Raw genomic sequence first — 15,610 nt, forward strand, 5'->3', positions numbered from 1 at the left:
GTTGGTTTTTGGGCATCGCGGTGCCTGTGGATACCTGCCTGAAAACACAATGGCCTCATTCGAGCTTGCCTTCGAGCTCGGTAGCGATGCGATCGAGTTTGACGTTGTAATGACTGCAGATGCAGTTCCCGTGATCCTTCACGATGATGACCTGCGCAAGACCACGACCTACGAGGGTGATGACTACCTGGTTTCAAATTGGTCACTCGCACAGCTCAGCGAGCTAAGAGTGAAGGAGCGCTATCCTCAGCGCACCCAGAGCGCCTCGCATGATGGCAAATACCCAATTCCAACGCTCGCCGAGGTTTTAGCCAATCGAAACTTTGATGGCCGACACCTGATCATTGAAGTGAAATACGGCAAGCAGTTTCAGTCAGCCGGGCTAGATATTGTTACGGCCGTGGCAAAGGAGCTTGAACAAAGCGACTATGTGACTCGGGGCATCAAGATCACCATCGAGTGCTTTGAATTTGATATCTTGCGTCAGCTGCGAGATCGCATTCCAGGTCCAGACTTTGTCTTCCTATCGGCTCCAGACACCCTGCCCGAGGGTCAGTTTGATTTGAACGACGAGCTACTTGGCGAGATCGCCCAAGAATTTGATGGGGTATCGGTTGCGCTTTCAATGCTGACAGCTGACTTTGTAGCAAGAGCGAAAGCTTTGGATCTAATCGTTTTCGCCTACACCGCAAGGGTGGAAACTGCCCAGGGTGATGTGGACTCTTGGTTCAAGTCTTTGGCTTCAACTGGTGTTGACGGCATCTTCGCTGATCAACCGGATGTTCTGCTCAAAAGCGTCGGTCGCACCCTCTAGGCTACCTGCGATGCAGTTAGACCTTTTTGATACCCCAAATCAAGACGCACTCCTAGAGGGCTTGAATCCTCAGCAGCGTGAGGCTGTGCTGCACCGCGGGAAAGCGCTTTTGATTGTGGCCGGTGCCGGCAGTGGTAAGACCAGAGTGCTCACCCACCGCATCGCCCACCTGTTGGCAACCAGGGAGCTTTGGCCCTCACAAATCTTGGCCATCACCTTCACCAACAAAGCTGCTGCAGAGATGCGCGAGCGTGTCGAGCATTTGGTTGGTCAATCCAGTGAGGGCATGTGGATCAAGACGTTCCACTCAGCTTGCCTGCAGATTCTTCGACGTGAGGCTGACCGACTTGGTCACGATGCAAACTTCACCGTTTACGACACCGGAGATACCCGAGCGCTTCTGAAGCGACTGCTGCGCGAAGCCGGTGCTGAGGATGCAGACATCAAGCCGCAGCAGGCTGCCGCGATTATTTCTAATGCCAAGAACGAGCTCAAAGACGCCGAGGACTTTGCCAGAAATGCCGATCGCTCAAATCCCAAGGAGCGCATTGTCGCAGAGGTCTACCAGGCCTACTCCTCTGAGCTCAAGCGCAATAACGCCTTCGACTTTGATGACCTAATTTCCGAGACTGTGCACCTCTTGCGTGCTTACCCAGAAGTCCGCGCTCGCTATCAAAAGCGTTTCCGACACGTTTTAGTTGATGAGTACCAAGACACCAACCACGCTCAATACGCCCTGATTCGGGAGCTAACCAGGCCACTGCCTGAAGAGTATGCAAACTTCGATGAGCGCACCGGCGAGGTTATCCCAGCTGCTGATCTAACGGTGGTGGGTGACTCAGATCAGTCGATCTATGCCTTCCGCGGAGCAGACATTCGCAATATCACTGAGTTTGAGCGCGACTTTCCAGGAGCTAGAACCATCCTGTTGGAGCAGAATTACCGAAGCACTCAAAACATTCTGTCCGCGGCAAATGCTGTTATTTCACAAAACCCGTACCGTCCAGCGAAAAACCTCTGGACGGACTCGGGTTCGGGCGAGAAGATCACCCTCTTCACTGGTTACGACGAGCGCAATGAAGCGGCATTTGTGGTTGATCGAATCAAGCGCATGGCTGACCAGGGAGTCAACTACTCCGAGATGGCAGTGCTCTATCGCACCAACGCGCTCACCCCAGCTTTAGAAGCCGAACTGAAATCCCAACGCATTCCTTATGCGGTGATCGGTGGTCTCAAGTTCTTCGAGCGCAAAGAGATCAAAGATGCTCTCGCCTATCTTTCTGCCGTTTCAAACGGCAGAAATGACGAGGCAGTCCGGCGCGTTATCAACCTGCCGGCGAGGGGCATTGGTGAGAAAACCGAGCTCAAGATCGCTCAGTTCGCAAGATCTAACGAGATCTCATTCCGTCAGGCACTTTCGCACGTTGGAGATTTGGGGCTAGGCCCCAAGCTAACGGCAGCGATAACTGAGTTTGCAGACCTACTCAATGAGATGGATGCGCTCAGTGCAACCGACGGCCCAGCAGATGTCATGAAAATGATTTTGCAGCGCAGCGGCTACCGAGCAGAACTCGAGGCCTCTCGTGATCCGCAAGATGAGGCCAGGGTTGAAAACCTAGATGCGCTCTTGGGTCAGCTTTATGACTGGCAGGCTCAGAACCCAGAGGGCACAGTCACCGATTACCTCGCTGAAGTCACACTGGCAGCAGCTGCCGATGAGATTGAAGACGAGTCTGGCTCGATCTCACTGATGACTCTGCACACAGCCAAGGGCTTGGAGTACCCGGTGGTGTTTCTCATGGGTCTTGAGCAGGGCACTCTGCCTCACGTTCGAGCCTTCGACGAGCCTGGTGGCTTGCAGGAAGAGCGCCGCTTGATGTACGTCGGGCTCACTCGGGCCAAGGCAAAGCTGTTTCTCTCTCATGCGCTGCAGCGCACTCTGTTTGGCAACACCGCGAGCTTCATCCCCTCGGGATTCCTGAATGACATTCCAGCCGAGCTGCTGGAAATCGAAGGTGCTCAGCGTGAGGCTATTAGGCCAGCTGCTCCTCAGCAGCGCAGCACCTGGCAAGGGGCAATCAACACTCCAGCGGCGGTCCGAGACAACAAGGACATGGAGCTTGCGGTGGGAGACCGGATTCGCCACGAGGCTTTCGGAGAGGGCAAGGTAATCGCCGTTGCTGGCACCCCGCCACGCCAAACCGCTGAGGTTAGATTCAGTTCTGGGCCAACCAAGCGACTGCTTGTGAAGATGGCTCCCATTGAAAAGCTTTAGTGCCCGAACCTGACCTGGTTTTCTCGCTAAACTTTGAAAAGTTGTCCCTTTCTGAAACGGAAAAACCGTGGATCTATTTGAGTATCAAGCCCGAGACCTTTTTGAAAAGTACGGCGTTCCCGTGCTTCAGGGTCGTATCGCAGACACCCCCGAAGAGGCTGAGGCAGCTGCCGCAGCAATCGGTGGCACAGTAGTTGTAAAGGCCCAGGTTAAGACCGGTGGCCGCGGCAAGGCAGGTGGCGTCAAGGTTGCCCACTCTCCAGCTGAAGCCAAGGAGAAGGCCGAGCAGATTCTCGGTCTAGACATCAAGGGTCACGTTGTAAAGCGCGTGATGATTGCCCAGGGTGCTCAGATTGATCGTGAGTTCTACTTCTCTGTTCTGCTAGACCGTTCAAACCGCACCTTCCTCTCGCTCTGCAGCGTCGAGGGCGGCATGGAGATTGAACAGCTCGCGGTAGAGCGCCCAGAGGCTTTGGCACGTATTCCGGTTTCAGCGGTATCGGGCATCGACAAGGCAAAGGCAGTTGAGATTGCTCAGGCTGCTAAGTTCCCTTCCGAGTTGGTGGATGCCGTTGCAGATGTATTCGTGAAGCTTTACGACGTCTTCAAGTCCGAGGATGCAACCCTGGTGGAGGTGAACCCACTGGTTCTAACCAAGGGTGGCGAGATTGTTGCGTTAGACGGCAAGGTGTCCTTCGATGACAACGCCGAATTCCGTCACGAGCGTGAAGAGATGGAGCGCGACCAGCTTGACCCGCTAGAGGCCAAGGCCAAAGAGATGGATCTCAACTACGTCAAGCTTGACGGTGAGGTTGGAATCATCGGTAACGGTGCCGGTCTTGTAATGAGCACCCTGGACGTAGTCGCTTATGCAGGTGAGCGCCACGGTGGTGTAAAGCCTGCAAACTTCCTCGACATCGGTGGCGGTGCCTCGGCTGAGGTAATGGCTGCTGGTCTAGACGTGATCTTGAATGACCCACAGGTTCGCAGCGTATTCGTCAATGTCTTCGGTGGAATTACCGCTTGTGACGCAGTCGCAAACGGAATCGTTGGAGCGCTCAACACCTTGGGTGACCGCGCTACCAAGCCACTGGTTGTTCGCCTCGACGGCAACAACGTGGAAAAGGGTCGCGAGATTTTGGCTCAGTTCAACCACCCACTGGTCTCGCTTGCCGAGACCATGGATGGTGGCGCTGACAAGGCCGCTGAGCTAGCGAACAAGTAGGGAGAAGACAAATGGCTATCTATCTAAATTCAGACTCCCGAATCATCGTTCAGGGTATGACCGGTGCCGAGGGCATGAAGCACACCCAGCGCATGCTTGCAGGTGGCTCAAACATCGTGGGCGGTGTAAACCCTCGCAAGGCTGGCGAATCCGTTGAGGTTGGCGGTAAGTCACTCCCAGTATTCGGCTCCGTCAAGGAGGCCATGGCTGCAACCGGCGCGAATGTTTCGGTTATCTTTGTGCCACCAGCGTTTGCAAAGGCTGCCATCATCGAGGCCATCGACGCCGAGATTCCACTAGCAGTGGCTATCACCGAGGGCATCCCAGTGCACGACTCAGCAGAGGCTTGGGCATACAACGTTGAAAAGGGCAAGAAGACCAGATTGATTGGTCCAAACTGCCCAGGCATCATAAGCCCAGAGCAGTCAAACGCAGGTATTACACCTTCCAACATCACCGGCAAGGGACCGATTGGTTTGGTCTCGAAGTCTGGAACCCTGACCTATCAGATGATGTTCGAGCTTCGTGACATCGGTTTCTCAACCGCAATCGGTATCGGTGGCGACCCAGTTATCGGCACCACCCACATCGATGCGCTTGAGGCATTCCAGAATGACCCTGAGACCAAGGCGATTGTGCTGATTGGTGAGATTGGTGGCGACTCTGAGGAGAAGGCTGCCGATTACATCTCGAAGCACGTCACCAAGCCAGTGGTTGCCTATGTTGCAGGCTTCACTGCTCCAGAGGGTAAGACCATGGGTCACGCAGGTGCGATCGTTTCCGGTTCTGCTGGAACCGCGCAGGCCAAGAAGGAGGCCTTTGAGGCTGTCGGCGTAAAGGTCGGCAAGACTCCTTCCGAGACCGCTGCGCTGATGCGCGAGATCATCTCCAAGCTGTAGGCCTTGAACCGGGGGCTGAGCTTCGCGATCGCAGCGCTTCAAGCGCTGATAATCGCGGCAATAGGCATTGGCATAACCATCGCTCCGCTCACCCTGACCTGGCTCATCGAGGGCGACGGTTCTACCTCTTGGCTGGTTGCCCTTCAGGTCGCTGTCTTCACCTTCTTGCTGGCGACCGGTGTCCCCTTGCAGGTTTCCGAGGGAAAACTCCTGGGGCTTGAGTTTCCCGAGTTCACCATCACCACCATGCCGCTTGGTTTGACCCTGCTGATGGCACTGATGGTGATTCGAGTCGGCTACCGACTTTCTGCCGCCTCTTCAATCTGGCCCGCATGGGTGGGTGGGGCGGTGAGCTTTGGTCTGATTGGGCTGGGCGCATCCGCACTTGTCAACAACGAGGCCGTGCTGGTTGGGGAGTGGGAACCGCTTCTGATCCCCGCGGTATTTTTTGGTGGATTGCTAATCATTTCTTCTACCTTCGCATCGCGCTATGAAATGTTCGAGGGCGCTAATGGCGCTGAGGCGAAAGAGCGAGTTTGGATCAGGACTAACCTGCTCGCGATTTATTCAAGGCTGCACTGGTCGATTCGAACCGTGCTATCGCCAGCTTCCCGAGTCGGTCTGGGTGTTGTGGCGGTTATGGCTGCCGTCTCCGCTTTCATGCTTGCTCTCGCACTCGGTTTTGGATGGATCGAAGTCGTAAGGCTTTACGAGGGGCTTCGAGTTTCTGTCCTCGGCGGAGTAATGGTGACCCTAGGTCAGCTTGCGCTGCTACCGAATTTGATTGTCTATGCGATGGCTTGGCTTACTGGCCCTGGCTTCTCGATTGGCATCGGTTCCAGCGTTAGCCCTTTTGCTTCGGCACTTGGACCAATGCCCGCCTTCCCAATCTTCGCAGCGCTGCCGACCGGTGGGTTTGACCGTGGCATTTTGTTCATCTTGATTCCGGTGCTCGCATCATTCATCGGAACGCTTCTGATTCGCAGATATGTCGACCAGATCCGCTTCGAGTATGCAACGCGGTTGACCGCCTCTATCGCGCTCGCTGGTACCACCGCAGTGATTGCTTCCGCCAGCGCAATGCTGTTGGCAGCCTTCGCCTCAGGGTCTTTAGGTCCTGGTCGGTTTGAGCAGGTTGGAGTCAACGTGCTGCAGTTTGGCATGGTGCTGTTTATTGAGGTTTTGATTCCTAGCTTCTTGGCCTCACTGATCATCACTGCCCCCTACGATCCCGACAAGCCCAGGCGAAAGTAGAATTTGGCAATGCTTTCGATTGTGGTTCTAATTTCAGGTTCTGGCTCGAACCTTAGAGCGCTTTTGGAAGCCTGCGATAACCCGATGTTCCCAGCCAAGGTATTGGGTGTTGGAGCTGACAATCCCGCCTCGGGTCTGGCTCATGCCGAAGAGTTCGATGTCACCACGTTCGTGGTTGAAAACAAGTACTTTGCTAACCGTGATGCTTGGGCTGCCAGGCTCGCAGAGCACATCGATATCCTGCAGCCAGATCTGATTGTGTTGGCAGGGTTTATGAAGATTTTGCCCGCATCCTTCGTGGATCGCTATCGCGGCAAGTTAATAAACATGCATCCATCGCTATTGCCACAGTTCCCTGGGGCACATGCCGTTCGCGATGCACTGTCAGCCGGTGTAAGCAAAACCGGCTCCACTATTCACCTGGTCGACGAGGGTGTTGACACAGGCAGAATCCTGGTACAGCGCGAGATCGAGATTCCGCAGGGGATCTCCGAGCTCGAGCTGCACGAGAAAATCAAGGAGGTCGAGCGGGAGCAGTTGGTTCGCTTGGTTTACGAGATTGCTGCTAACGAAATCACGCTGGAGGACTAATCATGGCTGGTGCTGGTCGTAATCCGAATGACTACTCACACCGCGATCTAATTGCACCTAAGCGAGCACTGCTCTCGGTCTCTGACAAGACCGGCTTGATTGAGCTAGCCACTGCCCTGGTTTCACACTCGGTTGAATTGGTCTCAACTGGCTCCACCGCCAAGCAAATCGCTGATGCTGGATTGCCAGTCACCGAGGTCAGCAGCGTCACCGGTTTTCCAGAGTCACTCGATGGTCGCGTGAAGACCCTGCACCCAAAGATCCACGGCGGCATCTTGGCGGATTTGAGACTTGAAGATCACCAGCGTGAACTGGAGAATCTTGAGATCCTCCCCTTTGAGTTGGTAGTTGTGAATCTGTATCCGTTTGTTCAAACCATCGCTCAGGGCATCACCGGGGACGCCGCGGTTGAGCAGATAGATATCGGTGGCCCGGCAATGGTTCGCGCAGCGGCCAAGAACCATGCCAATGTGGCAATCGTCGTGAATCCAGCCGACTATGCCTCCGTAATCGAGGCAGTAGCAGCCGGGGGAACATCTTTGGAACTGCGCAAACAGCTTGCGCTATCGGCATTCACCCACACCGCCTCGTACGACTCCGCAGTGGCATCTTGGTTGGCTTCGGAGATTGAGAGCGAAGCTAAGCCACGTCGAATCGTGAAGAGCTTCGAACTCCTTTCAACTCTGCGCTACGGCGAGAACTCCCATCAATCCGCAGCGATCTACAGCGATAAGGGTGAGAAACCTGGAGTTGCCCAAGCGATTCAGCTCGGCGGCAAAGAGATGTCCTACAACAACTACGTAGATGTTGATGCCGCACTTCGCGTTGCTCATGATTTCATCGAGCCAGCTGTTGCGATCATCAAGCACGCCAACCCATGCGGTGTTGCTATTGGCTCAGATTCCGATACCGATGCAATTGCTGCCGCACACCTAAGGGCCCACGCCACGGATCCGGTCTCTGCATTCGGTGGTGTGATAGCCGCAAACCGAAAGGTCACTGCAGCGATGGCGCAGCAGGTAGCTGAAATTTTCACCGAGGTGATTGCGGCGCCGGACTATGAGCCCGGAGCGCTCGAGATATTGAAGCACAAGAAGAACCTCAGAATCCTCAAGCTCGACTCTGGCTACTCAAGGCCTGCGGTCGAAATGCGTCAAATCTCCGGTGGTGTCTTGATTCAGGACTCCGATGGTTTTGAAAACTTGGATTCGGCTGGCTGGACTTTGGTTTCAGGCTCCCCGGCTGATCAAGAAACCTTGTCGGATCTGGAATTTGCCTGGCGTGCATGTCGCGGAGTGAAGTCAAACGCAATCCTTTTGGCTAAGGATTTGGCTGCGGTTGGAATTGGCATGGGTCAGGTCAACCGAGTTGACTCTTGCCGCTTAGCAGTCTCTAGAGCGGGTGAGCGAACTGTTGGAAGTGTTGCGGCATCGGATGCCTTCTTCCCATTTGCAGATGGTCTAGAAGTTTTGCTTGCTGCTGGAGTGAAGGCCGTGGTTCAGCCTGGAGGAAGCGTCCGCGATGAAGAGGTCATTGCTGCAGCCCAGAAGGCTGGAGTCACCATGTACTTCACCGCGGAACGCCACTTTTTCCACTAACTACTTGACCTCGTTCAGTAATCCGGTTGCGACGTCAAAGACAAAGCCGCGGATTGAATCCTTCTTCGGGATAAACGGGCTGTTCTTGATTCGAGAGATTGACTGTCTCACGTCAGCATCCAAGTCACTAAAGGCCTCCGCTGCCCAGGCTGGTTTCTGACCGAGCTCCTCTTGGATTGAAGCCTTGAAGCCATCGTCGGTGAAGGTGAGCATGCCGCAATCAGTGTGGTGGATAAGAATGATCTCCTTGGTACCAAGCAGGCGCTGCGAGATAGCCAGCGAGCGAATCTCGTCTTCAGTAATTACTCCACCAGCATTGCGAATAACGTGAGCTTCACCTTCGTTTAGCCCAAGCGCTCCATACACATTTAGGCGAGCATCCATGCAGGCAACAACCGCCACTTGCTTGCTCGGTGGCAGGGGAAGCGGTCCTTGAAAGCTGGCTGCGTATTTCTTGTTGTTCTCTAGATACTGATCGGTGACTGACATGTCACTCCTTTCCGGTTCGTAGATTGAAACAAGCCGGTGGGGAATAGTGCACAAGTGTGACGGATTGTTACTGGTATTCTGAAGGGCTGCCTCAAGGGTGGCAGAGAAAGATAAATTGCCTGAATCTCAGCTAAGCACGGCCAAGACTCTTTGGCGGTTGGTGCCATACGCAAAAAAGGCTCTGCCTCGAATCAGCTTTGGAATCCTGGCCGCTATCGCCGCTCACATGTTTGCCCTGGCAATCCCGCAGTTTTTGCAGAACCTCGTGAACTCTCTAGTTTCAGGTGGTTACGACGCCCTGTTCCCGGCGGTTGGACTAATCCTTTTGATGGGTGTAGCAGAGGCAATCTTTGTGCTTTTGCGTAGATGGCTTGTCCTTACCCCGGGCACCCACGTTGAGGCGGGCATGCGCAATGCGCTGTATGCAAAATTGCAAGACCTACCGGTCTCGTTCCATGATCGCTGGCCTTCAGGGCAGCTACTTTCCAGAGCTGTTTCAGACCTGAGTCTGATTCGAAGATGGCTAAGTTTTGGTTTAGTGCTGTTTATCGCAAACTTCCTCACCATCGTGGTTGGCATGCTGATTTTGTTCAGCTATTCAATTTGGTTGGGGCTGATCTTTTTCTTGGTTTCGATTCCGATCTGGGTAATCGGATTCAAGTTTGAAAAGCAATATGGCGAGATTGCTCGTAAGTCTCAGGATCAGTCCGGAGACCTGGCAACTAGAGTGGAAGAGTCCGTTCACGGCGTCAGAGTTTTGAAGGCTTTTGGCCGCGGTCCATTTGCGGCAAAGCAGTTCTCGGAACAGGCTTTCGAACTCAAGCAAACTGAAATTACCAAGGCCAAGGCGGTGGCTAACCTCTGGCGTTACCTGATCATGCTGCCCGAAATTGCAGTTGGTCTTTCGATGCTGGCCGGTGTCTACTTGGTATCGCAAGGGGATTTGAGCGTTGGTGGCTTGGTCGCATTCTTTGCCACCACCATCGCACTGCGCTGGCCCACTGAATCACTTGGCTTTTTGCTGTCGATGACACTCGAGGCCAAGAGTGCGACTCAGCGCTTTTTCGAGGTCATGGATGAGTCGATCCAGATCTCAGACCCACAGCACCCAAAGACAATTGATCGGCCGATGGGGCTCTTGGAGTTTCGGGATGTTCATTTCCGCTACCCAGACACTCCCGCGAATAAACCTGATTTGCTCAACGGCATTGATCTGACACTGTTACCCGGAGAGTCAGTTGCCCTGATTGGAATCACCGGATCCGGCAAGACAACGTTGACTGCCCTCACCACCAGGTTGCATGAGGTGACCTCGGGTCAGATCTTGCTCGATGGCACCGACATCCGAGATCTTTCCAGGGCAGAGCTAAGAGCGCACCTAGCGATGGCCTTCGAAGATGCCACTTTGTTCTCGCTACCGATTAGGGAGAACATCTTGCTCGGGCGTCCCGATGCCAACGAGGAAGATTTGGCACAGGCGATCGAGATTGCCCAGGCTCAATTTGTCTATGACCTGCCAAATGGTCTCGACACAACTTTGGGTGAAGAGGGCTTGAGCCTCTCTGGCGGTCAGCGCCAGCGCATCGCACTGGCAAGAGCAGTTGCCGCTAAGCCAAAAGTCTTGATCTTGGATGATCCACTGTCAGCGCTAGATGTTGATACCGAAGCGATGGTTGAGGATGCGCTGAGGCACGTGCTCACCACCACCACGGCTTTGATTGTTGCGCACCGTCCATCAACCGTGATGCTCGCGGACAAGGTGGCACTTTTGGAAGAGGGGCGCATCACCGCCTTTGGGACTCACCAGGAGCTCTTGAAATCGAGTGATCACTACCGCTATGTGATCTCATCCTTAGAACAAGAGGCAAAAGAGCGGGAGGTGAATCTGTGAACCTAAAGGGCACCAACAACGAGGAGCAGACAGATCTCTCCAAAGAGGAATCTCGCTACATCCGAGCCCGCTCACGCAAGCTTTTGTTTTCGATGCTCAGCCCCATGAAGCGAAGGCTGGGCCTGGCCGCGACTTTGGTTTTGTTCTCCACCGCGATGCGAGTTGCCGGACCGGCGCTAATCGCACTTGGCATCGACTGGGCCTTGCCCCAAGCTATCGAGGGTCGAACCGGATCACTGTGGTTGGTGGTTTCTGGTTACCTTTCCGCTGCACTGCTCTCAGCGGTCTTGGTCTATTACTTCTTGATGATCACCGCCAAGGTCTCGCAAAAGATGCTGTTCGAGCTGCGTAATCGCATGTTTGTGCACACCCAAAAACTCTCCGTCGAGTTCCACGAGCGCTACACCGCCGGACGTGTGATTGCTCGTCAAACCTCGGACCTCGAGTCGATCAAGGAGCTTTTGGCCGGTGGCATGGGTCAGCTGGTAGTGGGGCTTTTGTTCATGCTCTTCACTGCTATCGCATTGCTACTGCTGGACCCGATTTCGTTCTTGGTGCTATTGGTTTCGCTGCTACCGCTCGGTATTTTGACCAGGTGGTTCCAGGTTCAAACCAATCTCGGTTATCGCAAGCAACGAGTCGCTTCAGCAAAACTGATTCAGTACTTTGTCGAGACCATGACCGGTATTCGAGCAGTGAAGGCGTTCCGAAAGGAAAAACGCAACGAGCAGCACTTCGGTGGTTTGGTCGAGGATTACCGCGGCTACAACGCTCGCCTGATTCAGCTCTTCGGTATTTATGACCCTGGTCTAATCCTGATTGGAAACATCACGGTTGCCGCGGTGCTGTTGGTTGGTGGTCTGCGAGTCATTGAGGGTGATCTTGGAATTGGTGTTCTAACCGCAGCAATTTTGTATGCCAAGCGCTTCTTCGATCCGATGGAAGATATCGCCATCTTCTACAACTCTTACCAGTCGGCATCAAGCGCGCTTGAGAAGATCTCTGGGGTGCTGGAGGAAGAGCCTTCGGTACCAGAACCAAAGACTCCAATGTCACTCGAGAAGGCAAAGGGTGCAATCAACTTCCGCGGCGTTGAATTCAAATACAACACCGGCCCAGTGGTTTTGAAAAAGCTTGATCTCGAAATTCCTGCAGGTCAGACAATTGCCCTGGTCGGCACCACCGGAGCGGGCAAGTCGACGCTTGCCAAGCTAATCTCTCGCTTCTATGACCCAAGTGCCGGGCACGTTCAGATTGACGGTGTTGATCTCAGAGATGTTGCGAACACCGACCTCAGGCGCGAGGTGGTGATGGTGACTCAGGAGGCTTATCTCTTCTCCGGTTCAGTGGCAGACAACATCTTGCTGGGTCGTCCAGAAGCGAGCTTCGAAGATGTTGTTGCCGCCGCCAAGGCGGTGGGAGCAGATGAGTTCATTCGCTCACTACCTGATGGCTATGACACCGATGTGAATAAGCGCGGTGGCAGGGTTAGTGCAGGCCAAAGACAGCTGATTTCATTTGCCAGAGCATTCTTGGCCAACCCCGCTGTGCTGATTCTGGATGAGGCAACCAGTTCGTTGGACATCCCATCGGAGCGCATGGTGCAGCAGGGCTTGAAGACTCTTTTGGCAGGTAGAACCGCGATCATCATCGCTCACCGACTCTCCACTGTCTCGATCGCTGATCGAGTTCTGGTTATGGAGCACGGCGAGGTAATCGAAGATGGTTCACCAACGCAGCTGGCCTCAGGAACCGGCAAGTTTGCCAAGCTATACAAGGCTTGGAAAGACTCCCTGGTCTAGCCCTTGATAAGCGCGATAGCGCTCTTGGCTGGCAGGTTGGTCACGAACTTGCCTCCCGAAACCTCGTACTTCTCACCCGAGAGCACATCCAGGTATTCGCCATCCTTCAAGCTGGTTGCCATTTCGATGGCTGCCTCTTGAGTGCTGGAGACATTCATGACAAACAGCGCCTTGTCGCCTCTTGAGAATCCAAAGCTGGAGTCAACCTGGTAAACCTGATCGACCGAGGTTCCGATGACTGCGGACCTGAATTTCAGCATTGCCTTGGTTGATGCGAACCGGTGCTGACAAATCCACTCTCCGGGTGCATAGCCGTCCTTTACGGCGCTGTGGCCAGACTCGTCAACCTCGCAGCTGACATCGTCAACGCCTGCCTCAGTCTGATTGGGGCCATCGTCATGACCTGCGAAGGCGTAGGAGGAATAGAGCATCGGTTGACCATAGTTCTCGGCTAGCAGCAACATGGTCGCGAGTTCGAAATCGACCATGTTGTTGTAGTTGAGAGTCTTGCCGTTGCGCTCAGTGTCATGGTTTGACACGAATGAAACTGCGCTCTCACTCGGAACGTGACCGATGTAGCGAAGGTCCAAACCTTCGGGGACCATCATCTCCATCTCCATGTAGCTCTTGAGGGCGTGGGCGTAGGTGAACTCCCAGGCGTCTCCAGAGCCCAGGTAATCCTCGGGCTGGATCGGCTCACCCGCTCCGCGAATAACCTCGTGGATGATCCTGGTTCCCGCTGGCAATTGGTCGACGATGGTCTGTAGGTCCTCAGCCGCCATGTGCTTTGCAGCATCAAAACGGAAGCCCTTGACTCCAAGAGAAATCAGGTCATTCAAGTAGGCGAGAATTTTTTCCTGCACGTTTGGTCTTGATTGATCTAGGTCTGGTAGACCCAAGAGTTCGCAGGTTTGAACCTCAGCTTTATCCGAGTAGTTCTGGATTGAGTCGTCAAAGGTGAGGTTGCAATCGTGGAAGTCTTCGAGTGAGTAAAGACCGGGGTAGTCATACTTGGTGAACTCGGTGCCGGCGAAGCCAAAACCGTTGTTGTTGGCCATGTGGTTAATGACCGCGTCAGCAATGATGTCGACCCCGTTATCGCCGCAGGTCTTGACCATCTGAGCGAACTCTTCGCGGGTGCCAAAACGGCTCTCGAGCTGGTAGCTCACCGGTTGGTAGATAGTCCACCAGGTGTCTCCAAGAATGTGCTCCTGCGGGGGTGCGACCAATGCCCAATCAACGCCGATCTCGCCGAGGTACTCGCACTCGTTGGCCACCGAGTCCCAGTTATACATAAATAGCTGAACACCGACCTGATCAACATAACCCTCAGGTTGAGATTGCTGCGAGGAACAGCCGCTCAGAGCAAGTGCGGCAATGAGCAAACTGGCGATGGACTTCAATCTTGAGTGCATGTTGGCAATGCTAACCGATAGGCTTAGCAAGGCTGTTTTAGCGCGTTTGGCGCCGAATATTTCAGGAGAATCATGAGCAAAATCAAGGTGGTTGGCAAGGTCGTCGAACTAGACGGCGACGAGATGACCCGCATCATCTGGCAGGACATCAAGGACAACCTAATCCTCCCCTTCCTAGACGTAGAACTTGAGTACTACGACCTATCGGTCGAGAACCGCGATGCAACCGATGACCAGGTAACCATCGACGCAGCACACGCAATCAAGCAGCACGGTGTTGGTGTGAAGTGCGCCACCATCACCCCAGACGAGGCTCGTGTTACCGAGTTTGGTTTGAAGAAGATGTGGAAGAGCCCAAACGGCACCATTCGTAACATCCTTGACGGAGTGGTTTTCCGCGAGCCAATCATCATCTCTAACGTGCCAAGACTCGTGCCTGGTTGGACTAAGCCAATCATCATCGGTCGTCACGCTCACGGTGACCAGTACAAGGCAACTGACTTCAAGGTTCCAGGCAAGGGCACTGTTACCATCACCTGGACCCCAGCTGATGGTTCCGAGGGCCAGACTTGGACTGTTGCCGAGTACCCAGAACACGGTGGTGTTGCAATGGGTATGTACAACTACATGGATTCAATCCGTGACTTCGCTCGTGCCTCATTCAACTACGGCCTGGCTCGCAACTACCCGGTTTACATGTCAACCAAGAACACCATCTTGAAGGCCTACGACGGTGCGTTCAAGGACGCCTTCCAGGAGGTATTTGACGCCGAGTACAAGGACCGCTTTGCAGCCGCCGGTCTCACCTACGAGCATCGCCTGATCGATGACATGGTTGCCGCATCCCTAAAGTGGGAGGGTGGCTACGTCTGGGCCTGCAAGAACTACGACGGTGACGTACAGTCCGACACCGTTGCTCAGGGCTTTGGCTCCCTAGGCCTGATGACCTCGGTGCTCACCACTCCGGATGGCAAGACCGCTTTGGCCGAGGCAGCTCACGGCACCGTGACCCGTCATTACCGCGAGTGGCAGAAGGGCAACAAGACCTCGACCAACCCGATCGCATCGATCTTCGCTTGGACCCGAGGCCTAATGCACCGCGCCAAGCTTGATGGCACCCCAGAGGTTCAGCACTTTGCAGAGACCTTGGAGGATGTAATCATCAAGACTGTTGAGGCTGGTCACATGACCAAGGACCTTGCCGCACTGGTTGGCAAGCAGCAGGCTTGGCAGACCACCGAGGAGTTCATGGCAACCCTCGCTCAGAACCTAAAGGCTCGTTTGGGCTAGTAAAACACGGGGCTTTTCAAGCCTGTGGAAAACCCCCTGCAGATTTCTGCAGGGGGTTTTACTTTTT

The 15,610-nt window shown here is 54.4% G+C and carries 12 protein-coding genes; 10 read left to right on the forward strand and 2 right to left on the reverse strand.

All coding sequences use genetic code 11. The annotated features are described in order from the left end of the window. Position 1: 1 nt before the first annotated feature. From OO713_RS01125 to purH, 7 genes are all read left to right on the forward strand, one after another. Positions 2-814 (forward strand): glycerophosphodiester phosphodiesterase family protein, encoded by an 813-nt coding sequence (locus OO713_RS01125; protein WP_264785810.1) that lies wholly within the window; start codon positions 2-4, stop codon positions 812-814. Positions 815-824: 10 nt separating this feature from the next. Beyond that, the gene (locus OO713_RS01130; RefSeq protein WP_264785811.1) at positions 825-3,089 is read left to right on the forward strand and encodes a UvrD-helicase domain-containing protein; all 2,265 of its coding nucleotides are present in this window, start codon (positions 825-827) and stop codon (positions 3,087-3,089) included. 67 nt (positions 3,090-3,156) lie between these two features. Then, positions 3,157-4,314: an ADP-forming succinate--CoA ligase subunit beta gene (gene sucC / locus OO713_RS01135; RefSeq protein ID WP_264785812.1), complete on the forward strand. Its 1,158-nt coding sequence runs from the start codon at positions 3,157-3,159 to the stop codon at positions 4,312-4,314. Positions 4,315-4,325: 11 nt separating this feature from the next. Next, the gene (gene sucD, locus OO713_RS01140) at positions 4,326-5,213 is read left to right on the forward strand and encodes a succinate--CoA ligase subunit alpha (RefSeq protein WP_264785813.1); all 888 of its coding nucleotides are present in this window, start codon (positions 4,326-4,328) and stop codon (positions 5,211-5,213) included. A gap of 3 nt (positions 5,214-5,216) precedes the next feature. Continuing rightward, on the forward strand, positions 5,217-6,467 hold the full coding sequence (locus OO713_RS01145) for a DUF6350 family protein (protein WP_264785814.1): 1,251 nt from the start codon (positions 5,217-5,219) through the stop codon (positions 6,465-6,467). Positions 6,468-6,476: 9 nt separating this feature from the next. Then, entirely contained in the window at positions 6,477-7,058 is a 582-nt protein-coding gene (purN, locus tag OO713_RS01150; protein WP_264785815.1) for a phosphoribosylglycinamide formyltransferase, read from the forward strand. Between the two features lie 2 nt (positions 7,059-7,060). Beyond that, positions 7,061-8,656, forward strand: coding sequence for a bifunctional phosphoribosylaminoimidazolecarboxamide formyltransferase/IMP cyclohydrolase (gene purH, locus OO713_RS01155; RefSeq protein ID WP_264785816.1), 1,596 nt, complete (start codon positions 7,061-7,063; stop codon positions 8,654-8,656). Here purH and OO713_RS01160 read toward each other — a convergent pair whose 3' ends face one another. Then, positions 8,657-9,145, reverse strand: a complete 489-nt coding sequence (locus tag OO713_RS01160; RefSeq protein WP_264785817.1) for a carbonic anhydrase — start codon at positions 9,143-9,145, stop codon at positions 8,657-8,659. Positions 9,146-9,242: 97 nt separating this feature from the next. On the opposite strand from OO713_RS01160, the gene OO713_RS01165 reads away from it, so the two are divergent. Beyond that, positions 9,243-11,036 (forward strand): ABC transporter ATP-binding protein, encoded by a 1,794-nt coding sequence (locus OO713_RS01165; RefSeq protein WP_264785818.1) that lies wholly within the window; start codon positions 9,243-9,245, stop codon positions 11,034-11,036. Next, complete coding sequence (locus OO713_RS01170; RefSeq protein WP_264785819.1) at positions 11,033-12,838, forward strand: ABC transporter ATP-binding protein; 1,806 nt, start codon at positions 11,033-11,035, stop codon at positions 12,836-12,838. The genes OO713_RS01165 and OO713_RS01170 overlap by 4 nt, the downstream gene beginning before the upstream one ends. Here the strand turns inward: OO713_RS01170 and OO713_RS01175 are convergent. Further along, positions 12,835-14,253: an alpha-amylase family protein gene (locus OO713_RS01175; protein WP_264785820.1), complete on the reverse strand. Its 1,419-nt coding sequence runs from the start codon at positions 14,251-14,253 to the stop codon at positions 12,835-12,837. The genes OO713_RS01170 and OO713_RS01175 overlap by 4 nt on opposite strands. A 72-nt stretch (positions 14,254-14,325) precedes the next feature. Between OO713_RS01175 and OO713_RS01180 the strand changes: the two genes are divergently transcribed. Then, on the forward strand, positions 14,326-15,543 hold the full coding sequence (locus tag OO713_RS01180; protein WP_264785821.1) for an NADP-dependent isocitrate dehydrogenase: 1,218 nt from the start codon (positions 14,326-14,328) through the stop codon (positions 15,541-15,543). Positions 15,544-15,610 lie beyond the last annotated feature (67 nt).

The sequence above is a fragment of the Aquiluna sp. KACHI24 genome, from assembly GCF_025997915.1.
Lineage (GTDB): Bacteria > Actinomycetota > Actinomycetes > Actinomycetales > Microbacteriaceae > Aquiluna.

Coding starts and splice junctions, on each gene's coding strand:
- OO713_RS01130 (WP_264785811.1), top strand. CDS start 825: ATGCAGTTAGACCTTTTTGATACCCCAAATCAAGACGCACTCCTAGAG.
- sucD (WP_264785813.1), top strand. CDS start 4,326: ATGGCTATCTATCTAAATTCAGACTCCCGAATCATCGTTCAGGGTATG.
- purN (WP_264785815.1), top strand. CDS start 6,477: ATGCTTTCGATTGTGGTTCTAATTTCAGGTTCTGGCTCGAACCTTAGA.
- purH (WP_264785816.1), top strand. CDS start 7,061: ATGGCTGGTGCTGGTCGTAATCCGAATGACTACTCACACCGCGATCTA.
- OO713_RS01160 (WP_264785817.1), bottom strand. CDS start 9,145: ATGTCAGTCACCGATCAGTATCTAGAGAACAACAAGAAATACGCAGCC.
- OO713_RS01175 (WP_264785820.1), bottom strand. CDS start 14,253: ATGCACTCAAGATTGAAGTCCATCGCCAGTTTGCTCATTGCCGCACTT.
- OO713_RS01180 (WP_264785821.1), top strand. CDS start 14,326: ATGAGCAAAATCAAGGTGGTTGGCAAGGTCGTCGAACTAGACGGCGAC.